23 protein-coding genes are annotated in these 25,969 nt (G+C 61.4%); 11 read left to right on the forward strand and 12 right to left on the reverse strand.

Features of this window, described 5'->3' with window-relative positions:
• Positions 1–192: 192 nt before the first annotated feature.
• Complete coding sequence (locus tag K419_RS0110735) at positions 193–1,698, reverse strand: B12-binding domain-containing radical SAM protein (protein WP_026841584.1); 1,506 nt, start codon at positions 1,696–1,698, stop codon at positions 193–195.
• Positions 1,699–2,023: 325 nt separating this feature from the next.
• Here K419_RS0110735 and K419_RS0110740 point away from each other — a divergent pair, with 325 nt between their 5' ends.
• A complete protein-coding gene (locus tag K419_RS0110740; RefSeq protein WP_026841585.1) occupies positions 2,024–3,169 on the forward strand; it encodes a DEAD/DEAH box helicase in 1,146 nt (381 codons plus the stop codon).
• 194 nt (positions 3,170–3,363) lie between these two features.
• On the forward strand, positions 3,364–4,419 hold the full coding sequence (locus K419_RS0110745; RefSeq protein WP_026841586.1) for an acyl-CoA thioesterase: 1,056 nt from the start codon (positions 3,364–3,366) through the stop codon (positions 4,417–4,419).
• Between the two features lie 19 nt (positions 4,420–4,438).
• On the opposite strand, the gene K419_RS0110750 is transcribed toward K419_RS0110745, so the two are convergent.
• Positions 4,439–6,079, reverse strand: a complete 1,641-nt coding sequence (locus K419_RS0110750) for a methyl-accepting chemotaxis protein (protein ID WP_035497155.1) — start codon at positions 6,077–6,079, stop codon at positions 4,439–4,441.
• Positions 6,080–6,480: 401 nt separating this feature from the next.
• Here K419_RS0110750 and K419_RS0110755 point away from each other — a divergent pair, with 401 nt between their 5' ends.
• Positions 6,481–7,167 carry a LolA family protein gene (locus K419_RS0110755; protein WP_226377680.1) on the forward strand — a complete coding sequence of 229 codons (687 nt, stop codon included), beginning with the start codon at positions 6,481–6,483 and terminating at the stop codon, positions 7,165–7,167.
• The gene (locus tag K419_RS0110760; RefSeq protein ID WP_012532031.1) at positions 7,164–7,436 is read left to right on the forward strand and encodes a hypothetical protein; all 273 of its coding nucleotides are present in this window, start codon (positions 7,164–7,166) and stop codon (positions 7,434–7,436) included. The genes K419_RS0110755 and K419_RS0110760 overlap by 4 nt, the downstream gene beginning before the upstream one ends.
• A 67-nt stretch (positions 7,437–7,503) precedes the next feature.
• Here the strand turns inward: K419_RS0110760 and K419_RS0110765 are convergent, their stop codons facing one another.
• The 3 genes from K419_RS0110765 to K419_RS0110775 all read right to left on the reverse strand — a co-directional run bounded on the left by K419_RS0110765 (position 7,504) and on the right by K419_RS0110775 (position 9,407).
• The gene (locus K419_RS0110765) at positions 7,504–8,418 is read right to left on the reverse strand and encodes a tetratricopeptide repeat protein (RefSeq protein ID WP_026841589.1); all 915 of its coding nucleotides are present in this window, start codon (positions 8,416–8,418) and stop codon (positions 7,504–7,506) included.
• Positions 8,411–8,758: a membrane protein insertion efficiency factor YidD gene (yidD, locus tag K419_RS0110770; RefSeq protein WP_226377681.1), complete on the reverse strand. Its 348-nt coding sequence runs from the start codon at positions 8,756–8,758 to the stop codon at positions 8,411–8,413. Before yidD ends, K419_RS0110765 begins: the two co-directional genes overlap by 8 nt.
• A 91-nt stretch (positions 8,759–8,849) precedes the next feature.
• Positions 8,850–9,407, reverse strand: a complete 558-nt coding sequence (locus tag K419_RS0110775) for a tetratricopeptide repeat protein (protein WP_026841591.1) — start codon at positions 9,405–9,407, stop codon at positions 8,850–8,852.
• A 222-nt stretch (positions 9,408–9,629) separates the two neighbouring features.
• Between K419_RS0110775 and K419_RS0110780 the strand changes: the two genes are divergently transcribed.
• Positions 9,630–10,100 (forward strand): flavodoxin family protein, encoded by a 471-nt coding sequence (locus K419_RS0110780; protein WP_012532036.1) that lies wholly within the window; start codon positions 9,630–9,632, stop codon positions 10,098–10,100.
• Between the two features lie 208 nt (positions 10,101–10,308).
• Positions 10,309–10,641, forward strand: coding sequence for a DUF2845 domain-containing protein (locus K419_RS0110785; protein WP_026841592.1), 333 nt, complete (start codon positions 10,309–10,311; stop codon positions 10,639–10,641).
• Positions 10,642–10,652: 11 nt separating this feature from the next.
• Here K419_RS0110785 and K419_RS0110790 read toward each other — a convergent pair whose 3' ends face one another.
• Entirely contained in the window at positions 10,653–11,912 is a 1,260-nt protein-coding gene (locus K419_RS0110790) for a glycerate kinase type-2 family protein (protein WP_026841593.1), read from the reverse strand.
• Between the two features lie 97 nt (positions 11,913–12,009).
• Positions 12,010–12,408 carry a hypothetical protein gene (locus K419_RS0110795; protein ID WP_026841594.1) on the reverse strand — a complete coding sequence of 133 codons (399 nt, stop codon included), beginning with the start codon at positions 12,406–12,408 and terminating at the stop codon, positions 12,010–12,012.
• A gap of 366 nt (positions 12,409–12,774) precedes the next feature.
• On the opposite strand from K419_RS0110795, the gene K419_RS0110805 reads away from it, so the two are divergent.
• The 5 genes from K419_RS0110805 to K419_RS0110825 all read left to right on the forward strand — a co-directional run bounded on the left by K419_RS0110805 (position 12,775) and on the right by K419_RS0110825 (position 21,667).
• Positions 12,775–14,397, forward strand: coding sequence for a methyl-accepting chemotaxis protein (locus K419_RS0110805; protein WP_026841595.1), 1,623 nt, complete (start codon positions 12,775–12,777; stop codon positions 14,395–14,397).
• A 353-nt stretch (positions 14,398–14,750) separates the two neighbouring features.
• Positions 14,751–15,425, forward strand: coding sequence for a heavy metal response regulator transcription factor (locus tag K419_RS0110810; protein ID WP_026841596.1), 675 nt, complete (start codon positions 14,751–14,753; stop codon positions 15,423–15,425).
• A complete protein-coding gene (locus K419_RS0110815) occupies positions 15,403–16,839 on the forward strand; it encodes a heavy metal sensor histidine kinase (RefSeq protein ID WP_026841597.1) in 1,437 nt (478 codons plus the stop codon). Before K419_RS0110810 ends, K419_RS0110815 begins: the two co-directional genes overlap by 23 nt.
• Before the next feature lie 297 nt (positions 16,840–17,136).
• On the forward strand, positions 17,137–19,674 hold the full coding sequence (locus tag K419_RS0110820; RefSeq protein ID WP_026841598.1) for a PAS domain S-box protein: 2,538 nt from the start codon (positions 17,137–17,139) through the stop codon (positions 19,672–19,674).
• Between the two features lie 91 nt (positions 19,675–19,765).
• The gene (locus K419_RS0110825) at positions 19,766–21,667 is read left to right on the forward strand and encodes an LTA synthase family protein (protein ID WP_026841599.1); all 1,902 of its coding nucleotides are present in this window, start codon (positions 19,766–19,768) and stop codon (positions 21,665–21,667) included.
• Positions 21,668–21,804: 137 nt separating this feature from the next.
• Here K419_RS0110825 and K419_RS23130 read toward each other — a convergent pair whose 3' ends face one another.
• From K419_RS23130 to K419_RS0110850, 5 genes are all read right to left on the reverse strand, one after another.
• Positions 21,805–22,224, reverse strand: coding sequence for an endonuclease domain-containing protein (locus tag K419_RS23130; RefSeq protein ID WP_084154200.1), 420 nt, complete (start codon positions 22,222–22,224; stop codon positions 21,805–21,807).
• Between the two features lie 102 nt (positions 22,225–22,326).
• Positions 22,327–23,652, reverse strand: a complete 1,326-nt coding sequence (locus K419_RS0110835) for a metal ABC transporter permease (RefSeq protein WP_026841600.1) — start codon at positions 23,650–23,652, stop codon at positions 22,327–22,329.
• A complete protein-coding gene (locus K419_RS0110840) occupies positions 23,649–24,416 on the reverse strand; it encodes a metal ABC transporter ATP-binding protein (protein WP_026841601.1) in 768 nt (255 codons plus the stop codon). Before K419_RS0110840 ends, K419_RS0110835 begins: the two co-directional genes overlap by 4 nt.
• Positions 24,403–24,909 (reverse strand): hypothetical protein, encoded by a 507-nt coding sequence (locus tag K419_RS0110845; protein WP_026841602.1) that lies wholly within the window; start codon positions 24,907–24,909, stop codon positions 24,403–24,405. Before K419_RS0110845 ends, K419_RS0110840 begins: the two co-directional genes overlap by 14 nt.
• Positions 24,910–24,928: 19 nt before the next feature.
• Positions 24,929–25,840 (reverse strand): metal ABC transporter solute-binding protein, Zn/Mn family, encoded by a 912-nt coding sequence (locus K419_RS0110850; RefSeq protein WP_026841603.1) that lies wholly within the window; start codon positions 25,838–25,840, stop codon positions 24,929–24,931.
• Positions 25,841–25,969 lie beyond the last annotated feature (129 nt).

Below are 25,969 nucleotides of genomic sequence, written 5' to 3' on the forward strand. Positions count from 1 at the left end.
CGCTGGTAGCGAACGATTGGCCGTCAGGGAGTGGTTGCGGCGGAGACTAAAACGCGACTGCATCGGATGATGCAGCCGCGTATGGTTAAGAAGGCCGAGTTGTGGGTCATGGCAGGGTGAAGAAGAAGCAAGAATGGCGATGAGCCGTCGGCGCCGGATGGGCTCTCACTTCGTGCCCGGTTTGCCGCCGTCTTACCGGTCTCTGCCGTGGGAGCCGTAGATTTCTTCTGCTACGGTACGGAAATGAAAACCATAGATGGTGAGGGTTATGGTCAACGGGAGAAGCCGCGGTTTCCTGACGAGGGTCCACAGGAAAATCTTCCAGTAGTGCAGCCGCTCCTTGCCGAGAATCCCCAGGAAAAGCACGGAGCGAAAGAACGCCCTTATATCGCGCCGCTGCAGCATGGAAAAGGGGGAGGGGCCCAAAAGCCGATACTGTTTCAGGAAGGTCGTCAGCCGTGCATAGAAATGTTCGGGGGAGTAGATGGCTCTCATCAGGCGCTGGTATCCTTCGACCAGCACCTCCTGTCCCATCTTGGGAATATAGGTGAGGGCGGTATCGGTGTTGTTCCCGCTGCACGTGCTTATGATTCTTCCCTCGCGGCAGAGACGGCTATGGAGCTTGGTGCCCCGAAGGACCATCAGTATCCCCACCATGGCGGTGACGATGCCGCTTTCCTGGATGAAGCGGAACTGCTTCTCGAAGATGGCCGGCGAGTCGCTGTCGAAACCGACGATGAAGCCTCCCTGCACCTGAAGCCCCGCCCGCTGGAGATAATGCACGGAGGCCACCAGATCGCGGTTGTTGTTCTGAAACTTGCCGGTCTCTTTCAGCGAATCTTCTTCCGGACTCTCGATCCCGATGAAGACCTCCTGGAACCCCGCGGCGACCATTATTTCTATGAGCTGCGGGTCATCGGCAAGGTTTATGGAAGCCTCGGTAAAAAAAACGAAGGGATACCGATGAACCTTCATCCAGGACAGTATCGTCGGGAGAACTTCCCTTTTCAGCTTATGTTTGTCGCCGATGAAGTTGTCGTCCACGAAGAAAACCCCGCCGCGCCACCCAGCCGCATAGAGCGCCTCCAACTCGGCTATCACTTGTTCCGGATTCTTGGTCCTGGGCTTATGGCCGAAGAGCTGGGTGATGTCGCAGAACTCGCAGTCGAAGGGACAGCCGCGGGAGTACTGAATATTCATGGAAGCATAGTGGCGCATGTCGATAAGCGACCATTTGGGGATGGGTGTGCTGGAGAGGTCGGGGCGCCCCTCGGGGCGGTAAAGCCGCTGCGGCGCCTCTTTGTAGAGGTCTGCCAGGAATCGGGGCAAGGTCTCCTCGGCCTCGCCCAAAAGGAGGTGGTTCACCTCCGGGAATTCGTCATGGCAGGCGGAAAAAAGGGGCCCCCCTGCAACGGTCTTGACCTGCCTGTCGCGGCATCGTGCCAGAACTTGCCGTGCGGACTCCCTCTGCACGGTCATGGCGCTGACGAATACGTAGTCGCCCCAGAAGAGGTCGGCGTCGGAGAGCGGCTCGACGTTGAGGTCGATCAGCCGCATTTCCCAGCTCTGCGGCAGCATCGCTGCGACAGTAAGCAGCCCCAGGGGAGGAAACGCCGCTTTCTTGTCGATAAAGGGCATGGCATGGCGGAAACTCCAGTAGGTGTCGGGGTATTTGGGATAAACGAGTAGAATCTTCATTCTCGCCTCTTGGGAGCCTGCCCGAAGTTTCGCGCTTTAAGATGTGAGGGCCTGGCGGGGGGTTATCATGACGAATCGCCTTACCGCAGTTTAACTTTGGACAGGGTCAAGTCAATTCCACTTATTTGCTTCACGATTCGCCCCAAGCCGCAGGCGAGGCATCCGATTTCGCCTACACCCCGTCCGCTGTGACAGCCTGCTGGTCAAAGGGGGGCTCCGGCTCGTCCGGAAAGGGATTGTGACAGTGCGCAACTACATGCTATAAGATGCAGGCGGACCACAGGCTCTTCCTGTGGTTTTTCTTTTAGGCACAGGAGTTCCATCAATGTCATTTGCATCCCTTGGCCTGCACCCCGAACTGTTGAGCGCGATCGCGGAGCAGCCTGAATACAAGCGTCCCTACCCCATCCAGAGCAAGGTGATTCCGGCAGTTTTAAAGGGAAGGGATGTGATCGCCATCGCCAGGACCGGATCGGGTAAAACGGCGAGCTTCATCCTCCCGCTGCTGCAACTCATCCATTGCCGGGATGCGGGGGAGCGGCGCAGGCTCAGGGCGTTGATCCTAGTGCCTACGCGCGAACTCGCCGCCCAGATAGAGGAGGTCGCGAAACAGCTCGGGGGGCACCTGAAGCCTCGGGTCAAGACCGGCGCAGTCTTCGGCGGGGTCGCCATCAACCCCCAGATGATACTTTTGAAAGGGATAGAGCTGCTCATCGCCACTCCCGGGCGGCTACTCGAACTCGTAGCCCAAAACAGCGTGCAGCTTTCCTCCGTCGCCACCCTGGTCCTTGACGAAGCCGACCGGCTTTACGCGGAGGACTTTCAAGAGGAACTGCAGCAGATCCTCGCCCTGCTCCCGTCCAAACGTCAGAACCTGCTCTTTTCAGCCACCTTCCCCCCGGAGGTTGAGCGGCTGGCGGCGAGCCTGTTGACCGACCCGATGCGGATAGAAATCGAGGCGACGGCAACCGAAGCGCAGCTGATTACCCAGCAGATTTACCTGGTGGACTCAAGCCGCAAGGGTCCCCTACTCAGGTATCTGATCAAAAGCGGAGACTGGAAACAGGTGCTGATCTTCGCTTCGTCGCAAAAGCGCGCCGACAACGTCACCAGGAAGCTCGTCGCCAACGGGATCAGCGCCTCTGCATTTCACAGCGGCATGAGCCAGGGCGGCAGGACCTCCGCCTTGGCCAGGTTCAAATCCGGCGAGCTTCGGGTGCTGGTCGCAACGGACCTCGCCTCCCGCGGCATCGACGTACAGTACCTTCCGCATGTGGTCAACTATGAACTTCCCCGGTCTCCTATCGACTATCAACACCGCATCGGGAGAACCGGCCGGGCCGAAACCGCCGGGGTCGCCGTGACGCTCCTTTGCCCGGAAGATCTGGCGCACTTCAAGGTGATCGAGAAACGGCTCGGGCAACGACTTCCCCGTATCGACACTGCGGAGCTCGATCTCTCCGCCTATTAGAATTCCCACCGTAATTGGGCAGAGCTTGGTGCTCTTTTAGAGCTTGCCGCTGTAGATGGTGATGCCGTGCACGGTTGGGCAAAACAGGAGACTGAATGGATAATTGTCTATGACAGTGCGCCTGAAATGCTGCCAGCTTAAACTTGTGGTACCTTCTATGGATCTTGCTACCTGCGAAAAGGATGGTGACTAGAGTGAGCGATGAAACGAATAAAAATGAGGTCCTCCAACTGACGCCGCACGAAACCCGTTACCTGTTCGTGCTCCCCTTCTCGACCGACCGGGTGCTGGCACGGCGCTTTCTGGCGAAGGACGGCGACATGCCCGGGAATATAAGATTCGGGAAGCTCCTCGAGGTACTGGACAAGGTCGCCGAAAACACGGCGCTCGGGTACGTGAACCAGTTTTATCCCGAAGCACGGGTGGTGACCGCCGCCATAGACAGCATCGTGGTGAGAAACCCAGCCGACACCACGCATGATCTTGTTTTTTCGGCGCAGATAAACCATGTGGGGAAATCTTCCATGGAGGTGGGGATCCGGGTTGAGTGCCTGGGGACCTGTTCAAGCCACCTGGCGAGCTGCTACTTCACCATGGTCGCCCGTTCTGCGGACAATCAAGAGGCAAAGAGCCTGACGCTCCCCCCGCTCGACTACAGGCAGCCGGTAGAGCAGAAAAGGCACCAAAAGGCCGAGCAGCGGCGCCAGGCGTACCGGGAAAGTCTGGCGAAGGCGGAGGAAATGCCCTCCCTGGAGGAGTACCTCCTGCTGAAAAAGCTGCACAAGGAACAGGAGTCCGTCGACTTCGACGGCGTTCGCGCCGGGTCGCTCATGCTGGAAAGCGCCCTTCGGGCCTATCCCGAGCAGGAGAACGTGCCGAAGACGATCTTCGGCGGGTACCTGATCCGCAAGGCCTACGAGCTCGCCGCGCTCGCCGCCGAAATGGTGACCCCGGACCGGGTGGTCCCCTGCCAGGTGAACCGCATCAACTTCAACCAGCCGGTGTTTCTGGGGGACCAGTTGAAGTTTACGGCACGGGTTGTTTTCACCGGGAAGACGACCATCGCCGTGCAGTCCGACATAGAGCGCTTCAGCCGAGACGCCCACAACAAGGCCCTTTCCAATTCATGCCTCTTCACCTTCCGCAACGTCGGCAACGAGATGGAACCAAAGACAGTACCATTCATCTACCCCGTCACCTACGCGGAGGATGCCAGGTTCCTGAACGCCTACCGGCAAAGGCTTGATTGAACGCCAGCCGCTCCCCCGGTTACAGCTTGAACTGATGCACCAACCTCTGCAGCTCTTCGGTTTGCCTGGCTACCCCGGTGGCGGCTTTAGCGGCCTCGTCGATGGCGCTGCTGTTCTGGTGGGCAAGCTCGTTGAGGCTCAAGACGTTATGGCTGATTTCCCGGGTGGTGGAGGTCTGCTCCTCGGCGGCAGTGGCAATCTGGCTTATCTGTTCCGTAACGGCGGTGATGATCTCCAAAATCTCCTGCAAAGAGTTCCCCGAGGCGGCGGCATGGTTGCTCCCCTGCTCCACCTCTACCACGCTCTGCTCCATCGTCTGCACCGCGTCCCTGGTCTCCTTCTGGATCGACTTTATCATTTCCCCGATTTCCTTGGTGGCGCGGGTGGTCCGCTCCGCAAGGGCTCGCACTTCGTCAGCGACCACCGCGAAACCGCGCCCCTGCTCCCCGGCACGTGCCGCCTCGATCGCCGCGTTTAGGGCCAGCAGGTTGGTCTGATCGGCGATGTCCTCTATGGTCCCGACGATGGCGCCAATCTGGTCCGAACGGCTCCCCAGCTGCTCCACGCTGTCTGCGGCGTTTTTGACGCGAGCGGCAATCGCTTGCATGACCGAAATGGATTGTCCCGCGATTCCTGCCCCTTCCGATGCCTTGCCTGACGCCCCTGCTGCGTTGTCCGCAGCCAGATGGCAGCTGCCGGCAATGTCCGAAGAGGTGGCGGACATCTCTTCGCCGGCTGTCGCAAGCGACGTCGATTGAGAGGAAAGTGTCGCGATGCTCTCCGACATCTCCCTGGAACTTGCCTGCAGTTCGACCGAAGACGAGGAGAGTTGAATCGCACTGTCGGATACCTGCGAGATGATGCCGTGCATTTTGCTCACGAAGGTGTTGAACCAGACGCACAAGTCGCCTATTTCGTTGTCGCCGTGGATCGGCAAGCGCTTGGTTAGATCCCCGTCCCCCTGCGCGATGTCCTTTATGCTGTCCACCACCTCCTTGACCGGCCCGGTGATGGTGCGCGAAACCATAAGGGCCAGTAAGACGCTCAGGCCCAAGACGCACAGAAGGCCCAGTCCAATCGCCAACCTGACTCTCCCCATGTCCTCGTCCACTTTGTTGATATAGATGCCGGTCCCGACCACCCATCCCCACGGCTTGAAGAGTTTGGTGTAGCTGAGTTTTGGCTGCGGCTTGGACTCTTTCGGTTTGAGCTGGCGATACTCGACGAAACCCGCACCTTTCTCCCCCGACGCCGCCTTGGTGAACTCACGGTAGATCAATTTCCCGTCCGCGTCCTTGAACGAGCTCATGTCCTTCCCTTCGTTTTCGGGGCGCAGCGGATGAGCTATGAGACGGTTGTCGAGGTCGCTTATGAAGAAATACTCCTTGCCGTCGTAGCGCAGCGCCTTTATGTCGAAGGCGGCCCGCTTCTGCGCCTCTTCTTTGGGGAGCGCCCCGGCATCGACCTGTTTCTGGTAGTTGGCAAGTATGGTGGACGCCTCTTCAACAAGGAACCGGACCGAATCCTTTTTCTCGGAAATCTGCAGTTCCCTAATATAGGGAACCAAGACGAATGTCGCAGCCAGCACCAGCACCAGCCATGACAGCAAGGAAAGACTCACGATCTTGGAAAAAATCCCCCAGTCCTTATAGCTCTTCATGCACAACTCCTTAGCCTTCGATTTCGCGTTGACATCAAAGTGAACCAAACTTCTTTTATCGGAACTTCGCCCTAAAAGTTTAGTTCAAAAAGGAAAAGACACTGCGGGTAAGGCAAAAACTGTTGATCTTGCGTCATTGTCCTCTGTTTAACTGTGACGCAGCGCGAAGACGATTGTATATAAATGTCGCAATGCGGCACTCCAATAAGCGCACATACATTTATGATTACAAATAATCTGTTAATAACACTATGTTTTTGACAATCTTGCCTCCAAATGATACAGAACCTGTAATGAACTTACGCAAACTGATACTCTACATTTTCTGCATTGCTTGTTTGCATCAGACTGAGATAGCTGGAGCAAACGAAGCTCCTTCCGCTGCTGAGCTGTTCAAAAGGGTGGAAGACAGATTTGCCAGGCTGCAATCGATCTCCTACTCGGTCAAAAGATTCTCCACCTCGAAACAGCAGGCCGCCGGCGACAGGTGGCTCTTCCACTTCAAGTCTCCCGACAAGGTCCGAATCGACTACCTTGAGCCTTACAACAGGCTGATCGTGACCGACGGCGCTTCTCTTCTGGAATATCTCCCTTCGGCAGGCAAGGCACTGAAAACGGAACTGGCCTCTCTTTCGCCGCAGAAGCGGGCCATGGTGCTGAGCGGGGCGTTCGGACGGGTTTCGGTCGACGGGCTGAGGCTTGGGAACTATCAGGAGATGCTGCGCCGGGCGGTGAAGGTGACACCGGCGCGCGTGGGGGACAACAAGGCATGGCTGGTGGAAGGGGCGAACCCGCGCTACCAGGTCTACATCGACCAGGAAAAAGCGGTGCCGCTCAAGACGGAAATCTACGACTCGGACGGGGAGCTGGTCCTGCGCACGGAAGCGTCGTCCCTGTACCAGGCGGCTCCCGGGTTCTGGCTGCCGCGGGAGATCGCGTCCACCACCCGCGCCCCCGACGGATTTTACAAGACCGCGCTGAGCCTTAGCGAGGTGAGGGTCGACGAGGCGATAGCGGATCAGGTTTTTCGGTTCGAGCTCCCTGCGGGAGTGGAAATAGCAACCAGCAAACAGGAGGAAAAGAAATGAAAAAGTTGGTGTATCTGGCAGTTCTCTGTTCCATGTTGACCTTCCCGAGCTTCGCTTCCGCCGCGAAGGATGCCGGGGCCGCAACGGTCCTCTCCATGGTCTTCTCCGGTTCGGGCGAGTGGTACAACCGCGATTTCAAGGGAAATTTCCCCTGGGGCGAGTGCATTCTGGGCGAGATCTGCTGCCTGGTGAAGGTAAGCTCGGCGTTCGACGCCGCGGCAGGAAAAACGGACAACGACATCCGTCTCGACTTCTGGAGCAAACCCTAGGCAGCGCAAGAAACCGGCAGCAAAAAGGCGCCCGCGGCAACCCCGCCGGGCGCTTTTTTTTGCGTCTTTAGTAGCGGAAGGTGAGCGCCAGCATGGCTTTGCCGCTTTCGTTGCGACCAAGAGACATGCCGAACTCGCCCTGCAGCTTGTCAATGAAATCCCTTTCCCGGCTGCGGTTGTACTTGTGGGCGCTGCTGGCCGCGTTGTAGATGTTGCCGATGTACCATCCCGATTCAAAACCAAGGAGGATGCCGCCGGCAACGTTGTTCCCCCTGTGGATCGCCTCCAGCCCGCCCCAGAGAAAAAGGCCGTTCAAGAGCACGGTGATGGCGGCGTCCTTGGGGCGCTCGACGTAGAGTTGGCCGGCGCCCGGCAGGACGGCCGACAGCCCCGCCGCAAGGGAGGGGGATTTGTGCTGCAGCAAGGGGAATTGCCCGGCGGCTTTCGCAAGTTGCATCCCCTCCTCGTGCCGGGCGGAGTCCTTGGGGAGTCCGCCAAAGGCCCCTGCCCCCTGCTCCCATTGCCCCTGCAACAGGTAGCACCACCCCATCTTCACGCGCGCCTCGTCGGCCTGCGGCTCCTGCGGGTAGCGGCTTACGAACTCCTGGTAGGCTGCGAGCGCCGCAGCATAATCCTTTTTGGCGAAATAGCTCTCCCCAACCATGAACAACGCCTTCCGGCCGGTTTCCTCTTCGGGGTAGCGCCCGGCCAGGGTGCGGAACTTCTCCACCGCAGCCCCCCACTTCTCCCCTTTCAGGTACGAGAGCGCTATCTTGTACTGCGCCGCCTTCGCCGCCGGTTCGGCCGGGAAGAAGTAAAGCACGCGCTCGTATTCCGAGATGGCGCGGTAATAATCCCCCTCGTCGAAGAGGTGGTCACCAAAGGAGAGCGCGCTCTCCGCGGTAATTTGCAACGGCGCGGCAAAGGCGGCGCCGCTGCTGCAGGCTAAGATCAGCAAAACTGCGGCAATGGTTCTAGTCATGTCTGTACCACCAGAAATCGTTGTCATCGAGGGTGTCGACAGCCCTGATGCGGTTGCCGACCATTACCTTCTGGGAAAGGCGGCTCTCATCCGCCTCGTGCATGAGCCGGTCTGCGGTCATCACCACGCCGATAACGGGACCGTGGCGCCGGATGGCCTGGATGCTGAACTGCGAGCAGGTGGGGTAAAGGGGGCAACGGTCGCCGTCCATGGGCGAGATGAACAGCTGGTAGAACTTGAGCAGGCCGAGAAACGGCGCGTCGATGAGCCGCGCTTTCGGCAGGTCTTGCCGGCGCCCTGCCTGCTGCGGCTGCTCAAAGACCGGCGCTGCCGGCGACACGGACCACGGCCCCCACTCTCCCCCAAAGGCAAAGGGCGCGCAAAAGAAGACTGCACCCAAAGCCGCCAGACAAAGTATCCACGCGCGCACGCTATTCGGCCTCAAGCCGTCTAAGCGCCAGGCGTGACGCATCTTTATCGGGCATCTGCAGGACCGCTTTGCGCAGTTCGTCCCGCGCGTTCGAGGCTTCAAACCGTTTCTTCACGTAGTCTGCGTCTATCTGCTTGGCCTGGCGGTAGGCCTGGTAGGCTGCGTAAAAACGGTCTTCCCGGTAAAGGGCTACGGCCAGGTTGTAAGCCGCCTTTACCGCGGAGGAATCCAGTTCCAGGGCCTTGCGGAAAGCATGTTCGGCGTTTTCAAATTGCTTCAGGCGCAGGTAGGCCGCGCCGAGGTTGTTGAAGGTGGTGGCTTGCGGGTCGTAGGAAAGAGACTTCTGGTAGGCCTCGATGGCCTGGGGGAGCCGGTTCAAACGGTAGCAGGCGAAGCCCAGCCCGTTCAGGTAGCGGGGGTTTTTGCCGTCGGTTCTTAGTAACTCGCTGTAACGGCTGAATTCCTGTTCCAGATCCTGCGCTGACGGCTCGCTGTATCCGAGCGCGGAAGAAGAGAACCAGATGGTGAGGAGGAGTGTCATGGCAACTTTGTAAAGCATGTCCTCTTTTACCCCATCCGGACTAATGAGTAAACTTATTTCTCAGGCGCTGCGTCCCCGTCGCCTCCTCTTTCAGGAGACCACCTGGGCGTGGTTCAGCGCCGCCACCAGGCCCCCCCCGATGATGTTTCCAGCACCGGAGTTTTGGCTTCCAATGGAAGAATTTTGCGGGTAAGGTTAGCCTCCGTTCAAGAACCCGGTTCCCAATATCAAGGAGGCAATATGAAAAAGGCGCTGGTGACGTACTATTCGCAGTCGGGGAACACACGCAAGATGGCCCAGCTGATAGCAGACCACCTCCAGTCCCGCGGCGTTCAGGCCGACCTGATCGCGGTCCAGGACGTGGATATCGACACCCTCCCCTCCTACGACGGCTTCCTGGTCGGCTCCCCCAACTACTTCGGGACCATGGCCTGGCCGGTGAAGAAGTTCATCGACGACAGCATCAAGTACTACAAGAAGTTGAACGGGAAGGCGGCGGCCGCTTTCACTTCGGAGGGGATGATCGGCGGCGGCGGCGACCTGGTGGTCCTCGACATCCTGAAGGCGTTCCTGATTCACGGCTGCGTCGTTCAGGGAATGACCGATGCCGGCCATTTCGGACCGGTCTCCATCGGCGCGCCCGATGAGCGCATAGAGAAGGAAGTGGCGGTCATGGGCGACGCCTTCTGCTCGCTGCTCAACAGGCCGTAACGCCGGCCGCGCGGTGTCGCACCGTTAACGACATGACAATGGCTTTGCGAAGGTTCATCTGGGAATTCCGGGGAGAAGAGTCCCCCCTCCCGCAAGGGGAGGGGGGGATCAAGAGCGGCTTTCCCCGGTGCTTTCCGACGACCCTTTGGGAAGGGGAGCCTTTTTTCGCGGCCATGCAGATGACAAGAGCTAAGAGGAGGAGTAACAGATGAGATTTTTAGGCGCGATGACCCTGTCCTTTTTGCTCGCCCTCCCGGCATGGGCGATGGAAAACCCCACCATGATCTGCCCCAAGGGGATCGTCTCGGACGGCGATTACCAGGTGGAAGTGCTGGCGAAGTGCGGGGAGCCGGCGGCCAAGATACGCAGAGAGGAGAAGCGCTTCGAGAAGGTGCGCGATGGGGGGAGGGAAAGGACGCTGGCAAGCACGGTGACCATCGATGAATGGACCTTCAACTTCGGCCCCCAGGAATTCCTGCAGCTGGTGGTCATCGAGGACGGCCGGGTGAAAAGGATCGAGAGCCTGGGGTACGGCTACTGAGGGGGGCGATTTCAGGTTATGAGAACGGCGCGGAAATCGTTGACGTTGGTGAAGGTCGGGCCGGTGACCAGGGAGTCCCCCAGCGCCTGAAAGAACCCGTGCCCGTCGTTGTCGTCCAGGCTTAGCTTCGGGTTGATCCCCAATTGCCACCCCCTTTGCAGGGAATCGGACGAGAGATAGGCGCCCGCTATCTCCTCGCGGCCGTCGACCCCGTCGGTGTCGGCGGCAAGCGCATGGATCCCGTCCGCACCGTTCAAGTCAATCCCCACTGAAAGCAGGAACTCCACGTTGCGCCCTCCCCTGCCGCTGCCGCGCACCGTCACCGTTGTCTCCCCGCCGGAAAGAAGGACGCAAGGGGGGGCAAAGGGCTGGCTGCGCCGGGCAACCTGCAAGGCGATAGCCGCCATGACCTTCCCCACGTCCCTCGCCTCCCCCTCGATCCGGTCGCTCAGTATCTGCGCCGCGACGCCGCGACCGGCCGCCACCTGGGCCGCAGCCTCCAATGCCCGTTGCGGCGTCGCCACCAGCCGGTAATCCTCCTGGCCAAGGTGCGGGTCCCCCGGCTTCACCGATTCACCAGCCCCGGAAAGAAAGATCTCCAAAAGCGTACCGGGAAGGGGTATGTCGTAGCGGCGGACGATGGCTAGTGCATCGGCGCAGGTGGTGGCGTCGGCGACGGTCGGCCCGGAGGCGATATCGGCAGGGCTGTCGCCGGGGACATCGGAGATGGCCAGGGTGATTACCCGTGCGGGATGGCAGGCCGCTGCAAGCCTTCCCCCCTTGATGGCGGAGAGGTGGCGGCGCACGCAGTTGATCTCGCTTATGCTCGCCCCGCAGTTTAAGAGCTGGCGACTCAGCTCCTGTTTTTGCGCCAGGGTCACTCCCGGAAGGGGAAGCGGGAGCAGCGCGGAGCCGCCGCCGGAGATGAGACAGACCACCAGGTCCTCGGGCGTGAGCCCCCGCACCAGTTCGAGCATGCGGGCGGCGGCTGCGCAACCGGACAGGTCGGGGACGGGGTGGGCGGCCGGCACGATCTCGATACGGCGGCAGGGAACCTCGTACCCGTAGCGGGTGACCACCAGGCCGGCCGCGATCTCCCCCTGCCAGGCTTCCTCGAAGGCGCTGGCCATGGCGGCGGAGGCCTTGCCCGCTCCGATCACCACAGTTTTACCCGCCGGGGGTGCGGGTAGATGCTTTGGGATGCACTCTTGCGGACGGGCCGAAGCGACTGCGGCTTCGAACATCTGCTGCAGCAGGGCGCGGGGTTCCATGGAGACTCCTTTTGGGTTGCAGGTGGGGAAGGGAAAAGGGCTACAGTCTATCACTGTGAGCCCTTTTTCTTAAACCGGAAAAATGCAGCAGCGCCTTTCAGTACCGCCCCTTTCTGATCCAGCCGTGCTTCTCCCCTGCATAAAAATACCCGTGGCAGAGGTAGGGGCCGTTGTTGTAGATGGTCACCGTCTGCACTTCGCCGCACTCGGGACAGGGAAGGGTCGGCGTTTCGCGCCGGGCGGCCTCCTGCCTCAGGTTCTCGAGCCGGGCGTCCAGGATCTCGATGCGGGCCAAAAGCTCCCGGTCGAGCAGATGCTCCAGGCACCCCCTCACCCCGCACCTTTGCTCCCCACCGTCCACGGCCACCGGGTGTTCGCATTCGGTGCAACTGCAGTCCATATCGAGGTTGCCGCAAAGGGCGCAGCGGCTGTCCTTGAACTCAGGCAGCCCGAAGGATCCAGCAGGATGGATGTAGCTGAAGATGGAACGTGGCATCGCTTTTCCTCCTCTCCGGGAAGATGGTATCGGCACCCGCGCCCCGGGCCCCGGCACAACGGTTAAAATCCTGCCATAAAAAAAGAGCAATGCAAAAGCCTTCCATCCCGCACGATCCCCTCTTTCTTGCGCGTGGTTCCGCGCTCTCCCGGCCATGGCCCCAGGCAAGCGTCAGCGAGAGACTCTTCTGAACTTCGATTCAACCTAACTCGTTAAAACTAAAAAATGCCCCTTTTCCATAAAGTAACCGACCGAACTACCGATACCGATGTAACAAACAAACAGGACCATATTTGTCTTCACCGCGGCGACGATGCGCGCATCTCCCGCCATATAGATATCTCCCCAAAAACGATGGAGGAAGCAATGTTCAAAAACTTGAGTATCGGAACAAAATTGGTATTCGCCTTCATAGCTATAGCCATGATCGGCACAGTAGTCGGCTCGGTCGGTGTGATAAAGATAGACCGCATCGCCAAGGACGACGCCACGTTGTACAAAGGTGTCACGGTGCCGCTGGAGGACCTGGCCAACATGTCCACTAATTTCCAGCGGGTCCGCATCAACGTCAGGGACGCGGTGGAAGCGGAAAACGAACAGGAAGCAAAGGCGGCACTCGATACCATTAAGGATTTGCGCGGCAAGATAGACGGCTCTTCCGAGGCCTATGAGAAAACCATCTCCACGGAGGAGGGGCGCCGGGACTACAACGATTTCAAGCAGGCCCGCAAGAAGTACGTGGAGCTAACCGATAAGGTGCTCGAGCTGTCGGGCGCGGGAAAGAAGGCTGAGGCGATGCATCTGTTGCACGGCGATGCGAAGAAGGCGGCGCTGTTCCAGCAGGATTTGATGAACCGCCTGATGCATGCGAAGACCGACCAGGGGAAAAAGACATCCGAACATAACTCTGACGTCGCCAGGGCGGCTTCCCTGTTGATGATAATCCTGGTCGTGGCTGGGGTGCTCCTCGCCGTCGCCGGCGGCGTGTTCATCGCCAGGGCGATCACGGTCCCGCTTAGGACCGCCGTCTCCAAGGCGAACTCCATCGGCGCCGGAGACCTCACGGTGGACATCCAGGCCGATTCCACGGACGAGACGGGGCAGTTGCTGGCGACCCTTCGGGCCATGGCCGCAAATCTGCGCGGCATCATGGCAAAGGTCGCCGACACCTCGGACCAGGTGGCGGCGGCCTCCAACCAGTTGCACTCAACCTCCGACCAGATAGCGACCGGCGCGGAAGAGGTCGCCTCCCAGGCCGGTACCGTCGCCACCGCAGGCGAGGAGATGTCGGCCACCTCGAGCGATATCGCCCAGAACTGCCAGCATGCGGCGGAAGGGGCCAGGCGCGCTTCCCAGACGGCGCAAAACGGGGCCGTCGTGGTGGAGAAGACGGTTGCCGTGATGGGGCAGATAGCCGAGAAGGTGCAGGAGACGGCCAGGACCGTGGAGACGCTGGGAGAACGCAGCGACCAGATCGGCGCCATCATCGGGACCATAGAGGACATCGCGGACCAGACGAACCTCCTGGCGCTGAACGCCGCCATCGAGGCCGCGCGCGCCGGGGAGCAGGGGCGCGGTTTCGCCGTGGTCGCCGACGAGGTTCGGGCGCTGGCTGAGCGGACCACCAGGGCCACCAGGGAAATCGGCGAGATGATCAAGGCCATCCAGAACCAGACCAAGGGTGCGGTGATCGCCATGGAAGAAGGGGTGGAACAGGTGAAGGCCGGGACCGCGGAAGCGGCCAAGTCGGGAAAGGCGCTGCAGGAGATCCTGGAGCAGATAAACGACGTGGCGATGCAGATCCACCAGGTGGCTACCGCCGCCGAGGAACAGACCGCGACCACCAGCGAGATCTCCAGCAACATGGTGCAGATAACCGAGGTGGTACAGCAGACCTCGCAGGGGGCGCACGAGTCGGCGCAAGCGGCGGCAAGGCTCAGCAACAACGCCGACGAACTGCAGCGCATGGTCAGGCAGTTCCGCCTGTGACGACTCCCCGAACCATCAACGAGCCGGGCCCCTTGTGGCCCGGCTTTTGGTTCTTCTCGTTCCCAAGGTCCACCTTGGGAACGAAAACCCTGCCGAAGCACAAACTCAAAGCTGGAGCTTTACGCGCATTGGGTTCCCAAGCTGGAGCTTGGGAACCAGAGAAAGACGAACTGCTTGCCACGAAGAATATTTGAGAGAATCCTCTTTCTCCGACTTCCTCCGTGACCAGCCGTTTTTATTTTAGTTTCGCACTTGTCGCATCGATACGTTATACTGCGGAACGTGCCATTCATGAGAGGCTGCGCGCCCTCGCCGGCCGCCAGCACAAAACGCCAACGCAGTTTAAGGAAGATATGCGCATCCTGATCGTCGAGGACGAACAAAAGGCCGCCAACTACCTCAAGAAGGGGCTCACCGAAAACGGCTTCAGCGTGGACATCGCCAACGACGGCGAGGACGGGCTGCACCTGGCCCTGACCGAGGTGTACAGCCTGATCATCCTCGACGTGATGCTCCCGATACGCGGCGGATGGTCCATCATCAAGGAACTGCGCGCGGCGGGAAATGACGTCCCGGTCATCTTCCTGTCGGCGCGCGACGAGGTGCACGACCGGGTGCACGGCCTAGAGCTTGGGGCCGACGACTACCTGGTGAAACCCTACGCCTTCTCCGAGCTTCTGGCCCGCATCCGCATCATCTTGCGCCGCTACCCGCTGCAGCAGTCCGAGTCCATGAAGCTGGCCGACCTGGAGCTGGACCTGATCCGGCACAAGGCACGGCGCGGCGGCCGCTCGCTCGACCTCACCGTCAAGGAATTCCAACTCCTCGCCCTGATGCTGCACCGGCGCGGAGAGGTCTTGAGCCGCACCACCATCTCCGAGCAGATCTGGGGCATCAACTTCGACACCGACACCAACGTGGTGGACGTGGCGATCAGAAGGCTCAGGAAGAAGGTCGACGACCCCTTCCCGGTCAAACTCATCCAAACCATCAGAGGAGTAGGCTATGTCCTCGACGAGACAGCCTGAACCCCGCCGCTCCACCTCCATCACCGCGCGCCTGGTCGCCTTCTACCTGGTCAGCACCCTTTTGATACTCCTTTGCACCAACTGGTTCCAGTTCAAGGCGCTCTCCAAGGACCTCAACTACGAAGACAACGAGTTCGTGGTGGAAAGGATCAACTCGCTGCGCGACATCGTGGCCCGGCACCCGGACGCGCTGAGGGACCAGATACCGATCGACAGGCCGGGGCAGCCCGTGCGGCACCTGATCCGGATCCAGGACGCGGAGGGACGCACCCTGCTGGAGTCGCCGCAGATGTCGGAGTTGGCGGTGGGGCTTTTCCCGCCGGCGGTGACCGCGCAGGAAAACATCGGCCGCAGCACCAAGTACCGCACGTCCAATCACAGGCGCTACCTCCTGAACGCAGCCTGGGCCCAGAAGGGGGGCGATCCGCACTTCCGGCTGTTGCAGGTGGCGCTGGAGATAACCAATGAAGACGCCCTGATTTCCAAGTACCTGCTGCGTACCGTGGCCGCGGTGGCCATAGGGCTGCTGCTCGCTGCGGGGCTCGGGGTCCTCATCGCCCGCCGGGGCTTGAGGCCGCTGCAGGAGATGGCGGCAAAGGTGGCCCGGATCACCGAGGCCGACCTGCACCAGCGGGTCGGGACGACGACGAGCTGGCCTAAGGAGCTGGACCAGCTGACCGCGGCTCTCGACGCCATGCTGGCCCGGCTGGAGGAATCCTTCGCGCGGCTGTCGGAGTTTTCGGCAAACCTGGCCCACGAGCTGCGCACGCCGATCAACAACCTGCGCGGCGAAGCCGAGGTCGCGCTGTCCCGGGCACGCTCCGAAGAGGAATACCGCCGCATCATCGAGTCGAGCATCGAGGAGTACGAGCGGCTGGCCCGCATGGTGGGGGACATCCTGTTCCTGGCCCGGCCGGACCGCGCCCACGAAAAGCGCCTGATCGACGCGAGGCAGGCCTTGGAAACGCTGGCGGAGTACTACAGCAACGTGGCGGAGGAGCAGCAGACTTCCATCTCGGTGGAGGGGAGCGGCGACATCTGCGTAGACCCCAACCTGTTCCAACGCGCCGTGGGGAACCTCATCTCGAACGCGCTGCACTACACCCCGAAGTCCGGGCGCATCTCCCTGAAGATCGACCATGAGGAGGGCGGGGCGGTCGCCATCTCCGTCGCCGACAACGGCATGGGGGTGGAAGAAGCGGAGCTGCCGCGCGTCTTCGATCGCTTCTACCGCTCGCCGCAGGCCCGCCTGGTGTACAACCAGGGGAGCGGTCTCGGGCTCGCCATCGTCCGTTCCATCATGACCCTGCATGGCGGCAGCGTCTCTGTCGCCAGCGCTCCCGGGATAGGAACCACCGTCACCCTCCGTTTTGCACCTCCCCCGCCGGGTGCAGTTGACGCCCTCCCACAATAAGAGGGATTGGGGGATTAGCGAGGGCGCGACTGGTTCGGCCAAAGGCAAATCCCCCCTGTCCCCCCTTCGCAAAGGGGGGAACGTTTGTTCTGCTGCAGCGCTTGGTGGGCAACATACTCTCAGGTTCCCGGAATTCCGCGATGACCTCCGCAAAACGGGATCATGCTGCGTCCCTTTTTGAGGGGACGCGAGCTGGCTGCCGGGGGTGTCATACATCTTTTAGAAAGACTTTTCCTCGCAATTTGGCTAGCATGGCCCACTTGAAACTGACAACAAGACCGCCGCCACAGGAGCAGCATGAAACAGGGTGACGCCAACCAAAGAAGAGTCGAGACGGCGAGAATCGTCGGTATCTACGCCATCTTCGGCCTGGCCTGGATCTACGGGTCGGACCACGTCATGGACTGGATGTTCGAAGACCGCGCCCTGCTGCTCCGGATCGCCGTCACCAAAGGCTTCCTCTTCATACTCTGCACCGCTGCGCTGCTCTATTTCCTGATCAGCCGCTATCTCGACAGGCTCGGCGCCGCCGAACGCGAAAGGCTCGAGATCCTAGACAACTACCGGACCATCTTCAACGCTACCAACGAAGCCATCTTCCTCCACGACATCGACAGCGGCCGCATCCTCGACGTGAACCAGCGGGTGCTGGATATGTACGGATACACCCGAGAAGAAACGCTATCCGGCGACATCGGCCTGTTTTCCGCGGGGAGCGCCCCCTATTCCCAGTCCGAGGCGGTCGCCAAGGTGCGCAAGGCGGCCAACGAGGGGCCGCAGGTGTTCCAATGGCTCTCTAAAAGGAAAAACGGCGAGCAGTTCTGGGCCGAGGTGTCGCTCAGGAGGACTACCGCCCGGGGGAAGCTCGCCATAATCGCCGTGGTCCGGGACGTGACCGAACGCAAGAGGCAGGAGGACGCCCTCAAGGAGAAAAACGCCCACCTGCGCTTTTTCTTCGAGTACGCGCCGGCCTCCCTGGCGATGTTAGATCACAAGATGCGCTATCTGCAGGTGAGCCGCCGCTGGCAGAGCATGTACGGGCTGGGCGACCGCAACCTGATCGGGCTGTCGCACTACGACGTCTTCCCCGAGATTACCGAGCGCTGGAAGGAGTTGCACCGGCGCGGGCTGTCGGGGGAGATCCTCCGGGAGGAGGCGGACCGGTTCGTGCGCGCCGACGGCACCGTGCAGTGGGTGCGCTGGGAAATCCGCCCCTGGTATGAGGCGGTGGACCGGGTAGGTGGGATCGTCATCTTCACCGAGGACATCACCCAGAGAAAACTGATCGAGGACGCGCTCTCCGCCAACGAGCGCTTCCTGCGGATGCTCACCGACCAGCTCCCCGGCATGGTGGCCTACTGGGACAACGACCTGCGCTGCACCTTCGCCAACAAGGCCTACCAGGAGTGGTTCGGCAAAAACCCCGAGCAGATGATCGGGATCACCCTGCCGGAACTGCTGGGGGAAAAACTCTTCGCGCTGAACGAGCAGTACGTCCGGAAAGCCCTGGCGGGCGAGACGCAGCGCTTCGAAAGGACCCTGGTGAAGCCGGGGGGAGAGAAGGGATACACCTGGGCGCATTACATCCCGGACAAGATAGGGGGCGTTACCAGGGGGTTCTATGTCCTCGTCTCAGACGTGACGGAACTGAAGCTCGCCGAGGAGGAGAAGGTCCGGCTGGAATCCCAGCTGCAGCAGGCGCAAAAGCTGGAATCGGTGGGACGGCTGGCAGGCGGCGTGGCGCATGATTTCAACAACCTGCTCACCGTGATACTGGGGCTGGCGCAACTGGGGATGGGGGAACTCGAGCCCGGCGACCCGGTCCGCGGCAGGCTTGAGGGGATCAGGCAGGCGGCGGAGAAGTCCGCGGCGCTGACGCAACAACTGCTTGGTTTCGCCAGGAAACAGACCATCGCCCCCGTAATGCTGGACCTGAACCAGACGGTGGAACAGATGCTGAGCATGTTGAAACGGCTGGTGGGCGAGAACATCGAGGTGGTGTGGCGCCCGGCGCAGGAGCTTTGGCGGGTCAAGATGGACCCGACCCAGTTGGATCAGATCCTCGCCAACCTCTGTGTCAACGCCCGCGACGCCATCGACGATGTCGGCAGGATCACCATAGAGACTGGAAATGCAAGGCTCGACAAGAAATACTGCGCGGCCCGCTTCGGGTTCGTCCCCGGCGAGTACGTGCAGTTGACGGTGAGCGACGACGGCTGCGGCATGGATAAGGAGATGCTCGCGCACATCTTCGAGCCTTTCTTCACCACGAAAAAGCTGGGAAAGGGAACGGGGCTCGGTCTCGCCACCCTGTACGGCATCGTCAAGCAGAACAACGGCTTCATAAACACCTACAGCGAGCCCGGCGCAGGAACCACCTTCAGGATCTACCTTCCCCGCCAAGATGCGGCAAAGGCCGAGACGTTGCCGGAGCCTGCGGAGCAGCCGGTATCCCGCGGCCACGAGACTATCCTGCTGGTGGAGGACGAGCCGACCATCCGGGAGGTGACGGTTTCCCTGTTGCAGCTTCAGGGATACCGGGTGCTGGCAGCGGGACTGCCCCGTGAGGCCCTGGAACTCGCCCGCGCCCACGCAGACGAGATTGACCTGGTGATGACCGATGTGGTGATGCCCGAGATGAACGGCAGGGAACTGGCGCGCAGCCTCCTTGCCATCTCTCCCCGAATGAAGGTCCTGTTCATGTCGGGATACACGGCCAACGTCATCGCCCACCACGGCGTGCTCGAGGAAGGGGTCAACTTCATCTCGAAGCCGTTTTCGCTGCCGGACCTGGCGGAGAAGGTGCGCGAGGTGCTGGACGCGGGAGAACGATGACAGAATTGTCATCTTGGTGCAATGTTCCGGCAACGCTTACTCCTGTATGTTATGGTCGCCCACGGGCAATACGTAATCGAGGTTACCAAAAATGCCGCAACGCCGACCGGGTCTCATCGCCCTCGTCTCAATCACGTTTCTCGCCGTATCCACCGCAATCAGACTGATGCTCCTGGCCATGACCCCCAAAGGGGCCGGGCTCGGCGCCGTTTTGCTTTTGAAAGCCGCCGCCACCGGGTTCTTCTTCGACCTGGTCACCCTTTCCTACGCGCTGCTGCCGATAGCGCTCTACCTGATCCTGCTCCCGCGCCGCGTCGCCACCCACCGCTCCCACGCCTGGTTTTTGCGCCTGCTTTTCACCGTCTACCTGGGTGTGCTGGTCTTCGACGCCTGCTCCGAGTACCTCTTCTTCGACGAGTTCGGGACCCGCTTCAACTTCATCGCCGTGGACTATCTGGTCTACACCCAGGAGGTGATCGGCAACATCCGCGAGTCGTATCCCCTCACCCCCATCTTCTCGGGGATCGGCATCGTGGCGCTCGCCGGAGCCTGGCTCCTCAGGAAGTACCTGGACCGCGGGATCAACGTCACCTTTACCGGACCGTACCGCCGCATCGGCGCGCTTTTGGTGCTGCCCGCGCTACTCTCCTACTCCCTGGTGCACGTCTCTTACTCCTCCATCTCCTACAACAACTTCGCCAACGAGCTGGCGGGCAACGGCATCTACAACCTCTTCGCCGCCTTCGTGAACAACGAACTCTCCTTCACCAGATTCTACCGGACCAAGCCGCAAGCCCAGGTAAACAGCAGGCTGAGGACGCTGGTAGCCGAGCGCAACAACAGCTTCGTCAACCCAAGCTCCGAGCGTTTCACCAGGAGCATCCGCAGCGAGGGGAAAGAACAGCGCCTGAACCTCGTGGTGGTAGTCGAGGAGAGCCTCTCCGCGGAGTACCTCGGGGCCTTCGGGAACAAGGACAACCTGACCCCGAACCTGGACCGGCTCGCCTCCCAGTCGCTTTTGTTCACCAACCTCTACGCCACCGGCACCCGGACCGTGCGCGGGCTGGAGGCGCTCACCCTTTCCATCCCTCCCCTGCCAGGCACCTCGATCGTCAAGCGCCCCAACAACTCCGGCTTCCGTTCCTGGGGGGAGATCCTGAACGCCAAGGGGTATGAGTCGAAGTACATCTACGCCGGGCACGGCTACTTCGACAACATGAACGCCTTTTTCTCCGGCAACGGCTACTCCATAGTGGACCGCGCCGACTTCGCCAAGGACGAGGTGACCTTCTCCAACATCTGGGGGGTCTGCGACGAGGACCTGTTCCGGAAGGTGATCAAGGAGGGGAGCAAGTCGTACGCGGCTAAGAAGCCCTTCTTCTCCATGGTGATGACCACCTCCAACCACCGTCCCTTCACCTACCCCGCCGGCCGCATCGACATAGCGCCTAAGACCGGGAGAAAGGGGGGGGTGAAGTACGCCGACTACGCCATCGGGAGGCTCATCGCCGAGGCGAGCAGCCTGCCCTGGTTCAAGGACACCGTCTTCGTCATCATCGCCGACCACTGCGCCGGCAGCGCCGGAAAGACGGATATCCCGGTCAAGAAGTACGAGATCCCGATGCTGGTCTACTCCCCGGCGCACGTGCAGCCAGGGCGCGTGGAGAAGCTGATGAGCCAGATCGACGTGGCCCCGACGGTGCTCGGGATGATGAACATGAGCTACCAAAGCGATTTTCTGGGGCGCGACGCCCTGAAGGAAAGCGGGCAGGAGCCGCGCGCCTTCATCTCGACCTACCAAAAGCTCGGCTACCTGACCGAGAACCGGCTCTTGGTGCTGGGCCCGCAGCAGTACGCAGCGCAGTACCAGGTGGACAGGAAAAGCGGCGAGGCGAAAAAGCAGGCGGTAAGCGACGAATTCCTAGGCGACATGCTGGCCTACTACCAGGGAGGGGACTACCTGTACCAGCGCAGGCTGAACCGGCTTCGCTAGATGACACAGAAGCTGGACCGGAAATTCCGGCTCACGCACCTGATCCTGCCGCTGGCGGTTTACCTACCGATGAGGCGGGTGCTGGCGAGGGATTGATTCGATTAGGGCAGGTCAGTGAAGCTGGCAGAGAGGGACCCTCAAAGGTTAGGCGAGGCTACTGCGTCCCCCCCTTTGCGAAGGGGGGGACAGGGGGGATTTGCTCTTTGTTGGCAGATCCGAAATATCTCTTCCAGAACCGCCGCCGTTTCCAATAATACCTGTCGATTGTCGAATCTAAGAACCGTCAACCCCTGTTCTTGAAGAAACAGATCGCGCGCGACATCACGTTTGCCATGCTCCTCCTGAAGGTGCTGGCTGCCATCCACCTCAATCACCAGCAGTGCTGCGGCAGCAAAGAAATCGACTACATAAGGCCCCACCGGTTTCTGCCGGTTGAACTGGACTCCAAGGAGTTGCCTGCCCCGTAGATGAGACCACAGCAGTTGCTCTGCATCTGTCATCTGCTTGCGCAGTTTGCGCGATGCCCCCTTCAACTGGTGGTTGTATGGTCTGACCAAGGCAAATCCCCCCTGCCCCCCCTTCGCAAAGGGGGGAACTTTAATTCACCTGCAGCGCTTAACGGGCAAATCCCCCGGAATTTCTCGAAGAACCTCAGGTTGCTACTGCTCCTCCGGCTCATTGCCGGCAGGCTTTTTCCTCGCGCCGTTGCCGCGCCTGGGAATCTTCTGGCCGTGGGGATCGACCTCGGGCTGCCCCAGCTTCTGATCGAGGTAATCGACGATCCCGGCGCCGTGGATATGCTCCAACCGGTGAGCGGTCGGATGCACCGCATCCTCGGGGGTCCCGATGGAGGCAAGATAACTCTCCCACAGGCGATGGGCGCGCAGTACGTTAGCCGCCTGCTTCTCCCCCACCCCGGTCAGCCGGTACCCCTGCGGCAAGGCCTCGATCAGCCCCTCCGATTCCATCTGTTTCACCGCCTTCCATAAGGTCCCCGGCTGCGGCACCTGCACGAACTGCTGCAGCACCTTGAGCGGGGTCTCCTTCTGCTGGCGCAAGACCGTGATCAGCACGTCCTCCACCACCTGCTGCGGTATCATGTTGCGCAACCGGCGCCACCGGGCCAAAAGCCCGTAGCGCGGAGCCACCGCCAGCACCGCGAGAAACTGCAGGGTGCAAAAGAGCATCACCGCCCCGCCCCCCGCCGAGTCGAGCCAGACGCAGAGATACAACCCGCCGATCACGCTGGTGACTCCGAACAGCGACGCTAAGGCCATCATCTTGTCCAGCCGATCGCTCAAAAGGTAGGCGGTCGCAGCCGGCGTGATCAAAAGCCCCACCACCAGGATCACCCCCACCATGCTCACCGCGCTCACCACCACCATGGAGACGCACCCGGTCAGCGCGTAGTCCAAGACGAGCACCGGCAGCCCGGTCGAGGCGGCCATGATGGGATCGAAGCTCGCCAGCTGAAAGTGGCGGAAGAAGAGGACCAGGATGGTGAGGACGGAGGCGGAGACGATGGCGCTGGCCCAAAGGTCGGTGTCGGCCACCCCCAGGATGTCCCCCATGATGAAGTGCATCAGGTCGATGTGGATGTACTGCCGGAAGATGGAGACCACAACGACGCCCAGGGCGAAGACGCCGGTGTACATGATGCCGATGACCGTGTCCTCCTTGACCCGGGAGACCTTGGAGACGACCCCGATCAGGGCGACGGTGATGATGGCGGCAATGAGCGAGCCGAGCAGCATGGCGGGCGCGTAAGCCTCCACCCCGAAGAGGAGCTTCATGGCGAGGTAGCCCCCCGCCACCCCGGCGATCATGGCGTGGGAAAGGGCGTCCCCCAGAAAGGCCATCCGCCTCAACACCACCAGAGATCCCACCGCACCCGAGACGAGCGCCACGGCGCAGCCGCCGATCAGGGCCTTCTGGAAATAGGTCTCGGTGAGCGGAGCCCAAAATGCATGGAGCAGGAAGTTCATCGTCCCCCCTCCTTGGCCATCAGGTCGGTGAAGACCCTGAGGCGCCCTTCGTAGACCTGGCTCAGGAGTTCCTCCTGCAGCACGGCGGCGGGAGGTCCGAAGGCGTAGAGCCGCTGCTTCAGGAGGACCAGGTTGTCGAAGTACTCGGCCGCGGTGGCGAGATCGTGATGCACCACGACCAGGGTCTTTCCAGCCGCCTTGGCCCGCTCCAGGACGTCGAGTATGGCCCGCTCCGTGGCGGCGTCGACCCCGGCGAAAGGCTCGTCCAGAAGGAGGATGTCGGAGCCCTGCGCCAGCGCCCGCGCGAGGAACACCCGCTGCTGCTGCCCGCCCGAGAGCTGCCCTATCTGGCGCTCGGCGAAGTCTGACATGCGCACCATGGAGAGCGCCTCCAGTGCCGCCTCGCGGTCCGCCGCGGAAGGGGAGCGGTACCAGGGGACGTGCTGGTAGCGCCCCATGAGCGCCACCTCCCGGACGGTGATGGGGAAATCCCAGTCCACGGCGCCGCGCTGCGGGACGTAGGCCACCTTCCCCTTGGCCTTCTGCACGTCCTCGCCGCCGATGAGGATCTCCCCCACGTCCGGCTTCTCGAAACCGAGGATGGCCTTGATCAGCGTGGACTTCCCCGACCCGTTGGGGCCGATCACACCTACCAGCTGGTCCTTTTCGATCCTGACCGACACGTCGAGAAGCGCTGGGCGCGCGCCGTAGGAGACGGTCAGGTGGCGCACCTCGATGGCGGGAGTCCCTTTACCGTTGTTCATGGCTTCCCTCCCCCGCGGCCGTCAACTCGAAGGGGACCGAGCCCGCCACCAGCGCCCCCTTCTCCCCCCAGAGCGTCTGGTCGGCGATCACCCGCCCCCCTTGCAAGAGCCTCACCCGCAGCGCATGGTCGCGCGTCTCCCCCTGCGGAGGGACGGCCCTGACATAGATCTCGTTATGGCCCAGCACCAGCCCCGGCACCGGCGTAAGAGACTTGGCGACCCCGGCGGGGAGGGGGCGCTCGCTTTGGTAGATCTCCCGGTCCGCCACCCGCACTAAAAGCGTCGCCTTCGCGCCCGCGTCTCCCTTCAGGGCGAAGGGGTCGGCTGCCGTGGCGAAGCTTGGCGTCAGCTCCAGGGTGTAGGCCTTAGCCGGCGCCTCGGTCAGTTTCTCCGCCGCAGCCACGGGGGGCTTATGCCGGTCGCGCTGGTAGCTGTACAGGGAAAGCCCCCCGATCAGCACCAGCCAGATTGTCGCCACCAATAAAAACCTCATGTCGCTTCCTTCTCCTTCTCTACTTGAGCGCCTGGACCATCAAAAGGACGTTCTCCCGCATCATGCCTAAATAGCTCTCCCCGGCGGAGCCTGCCTTCCCCATGGAGTCGGAGTAGAGCTCGCCGCCGATGGCGACCCCGGTCTCCTGGGCGATCTCGCGGATCTGCTTGGGGTTTATGGTGGTTTCGACGAAGATGGCGCGGGCGCCCGCTTGGCGGATGGATTCAACCACCTGCTGGTGCCGCTTGGGGGTCATCCCTCCCCCCACCTCGGCCCCGGTGGACCACCCGACCGGCGCTATGCTCTGGTAACGGTTGTTGGGGTTGAAGCGGTAGTCGCGGCAGAAATAGTTGAAGGCGTCATGGGTGGTGACGAGGATGCGGCGCGAGGGGGGTATGCGCCCCACCTCTTCCCTGATCCAGGCGTCGAGAACCCTCAACTGCTGCAGGTAGAGCGTGCCCCGGGCGCGGTACTCCCCGGCATGGGCCGGGTCGAGCCGCCCCAAAGCTTCGATGATGTTGTTGACGTAGATGGCCGCGTTTTGCACCGAGAACCAGGCGTGCGGGTCGGGGACGACCTGCCCCCCCTTGCCCAGCTGCAGCGGTGCCACCCCCTGCGAGACGGTGACCAGCTCCTTTCTCGCGTCGCGGGCCAGCGCCCCCATCCAGTTCTTACCCTCCAGGTGCAGGCCGTTCTCCAGGCAGAGGCTTGCGCTCAGCACCACCTGCACGTCGTCGGGGGTCGGCTGGTAGGTGTGCGGGTCGGCGCCCGGCGCGAGGATGCTGCGGACCGTCAGGCGGTCGCCGGCGACCTGGCGCGCGAAGTCCGCGATCTGGGTGGTCGAGGCGACGACGATAGGCTTCCCCGCGCCGAAGGCAGCCGCAGGGAGGGAGACGAGGATGAATAGTAGCGGGATGATTAGGCGCAGCAAGGAAATCCTCCTGTCAAGACGGTCCAGCCGAAAAAAACATACCCATTGAAACATCCATTCATTAAATGTCAAACCCGCGCCCTATTCCAAATGATCCAGCCCCTTCCCGCTCCAGTCACCAGCGCCACC

The organism is Citrifermentans bremense R1 (assembly GCF_000426865.1).
GTDB lineage: Bacteria > Desulfobacterota > Desulfuromonadia > Geobacterales > Geobacteraceae > Geomonas > Geomonas bremensis.

What these genes read in the sequence shown, in the direction of transcription:
- K419_RS0110735 (WP_026841584.1), bottom strand. Translation starts at nt 1,698, where the DNA reads ATGAAGATTCTACTCGTTTATCCCAAATACCCCGACACCTACTGGAGT.
- K419_RS0110740 (WP_026841585.1), top strand. Translation starts at nt 2,024, where the DNA reads ATGTCATTTGCATCCCTTGGCCTGCACCCCGAACTGTTGAGCGCGATC.
- K419_RS0110750 (WP_035497155.1), bottom strand. Translation starts at nt 6,079, where the DNA reads ATGAAGAGCTATAAGGACTGGGGGATTTTTTCCAAGATCGTGAGTCTT.
- K419_RS0110760 (WP_012532031.1), top strand. Translation starts at nt 7,164, where the DNA reads ATGAAAAAGTTGGTGTATCTGGCAGTTCTCTGTTCCATGTTGACCTTC.
- K419_RS0110765 (WP_026841589.1), bottom strand. Translation starts at nt 8,418, where the DNA reads ATGACTAGAACCATTGCCGCAGTTTTGCTGATCTTAGCCTGCAGCAGC.
- K419_RS0110775 (WP_026841591.1), bottom strand. Translation starts at nt 9,407, where the DNA reads ATGCTTTACAAAGTTGCCATGACACTCCTCCTCACCATCTGGTTCTCT.
- K419_RS0110780 (WP_012532036.1), top strand. Translation starts at nt 9,630, where the DNA reads ATGAAAAAGGCGCTGGTGACGTACTATTCGCAGTCGGGGAACACACGC.
- K419_RS0110785 (WP_026841592.1), top strand. Translation starts at nt 10,309, where the DNA reads ATGAGATTTTTAGGCGCGATGACCCTGTCCTTTTTGCTCGCCCTCCCG.
- K419_RS0110790 (WP_026841593.1), bottom strand. Translation starts at nt 11,912, where the DNA reads ATGGAACCCCGCGCCCTGCTGCAGCAGATGTTCGAAGCCGCAGTCGCT.
- K419_RS0110795 (WP_026841594.1), bottom strand. Translation starts at nt 12,408, where the DNA reads ATGCCACGTTCCATCTTCAGCTACATCCATCCTGCTGGATCCTTCGGG.
- K419_RS0110805 (WP_026841595.1), top strand. Translation starts at nt 12,775, where the DNA reads ATGTTCAAAAACTTGAGTATCGGAACAAAATTGGTATTCGCCTTCATA.
- K419_RS0110810 (WP_026841596.1), top strand. Translation starts at nt 14,751, where the DNA reads ATGCGCATCCTGATCGTCGAGGACGAACAAAAGGCCGCCAACTACCTC.
- K419_RS0110815 (WP_026841597.1), top strand. Translation starts at nt 15,403, where the DNA reads ATGTCCTCGACGAGACAGCCTGAACCCCGCCGCTCCACCTCCATCACC.
- K419_RS0110820 (WP_026841598.1), top strand. Translation starts at nt 17,137, where the DNA reads ATGAAACAGGGTGACGCCAACCAAAGAAGAGTCGAGACGGCGAGAATC.
- K419_RS0110825 (WP_026841599.1), top strand. Translation starts at nt 19,766, where the DNA reads ATGCCGCAACGCCGACCGGGTCTCATCGCCCTCGTCTCAATCACGTTT.
- K419_RS0110835 (WP_026841600.1), bottom strand. Translation starts at nt 23,652, where the DNA reads ATGAACTTCCTGCTCCATGCATTTTGGGCTCCGCTCACCGAGACCTAT.
- K419_RS0110840 (WP_026841601.1), bottom strand. Translation starts at nt 24,416, where the DNA reads ATGAACAACGGTAAAGGGACTCCCGCCATCGAGGTGCGCCACCTGACC.
- K419_RS0110845 (WP_026841602.1), bottom strand. Translation starts at nt 24,909, where the DNA reads ATGAGGTTTTTATTGGTGGCGACAATCTGGCTGGTGCTGATCGGGGGG.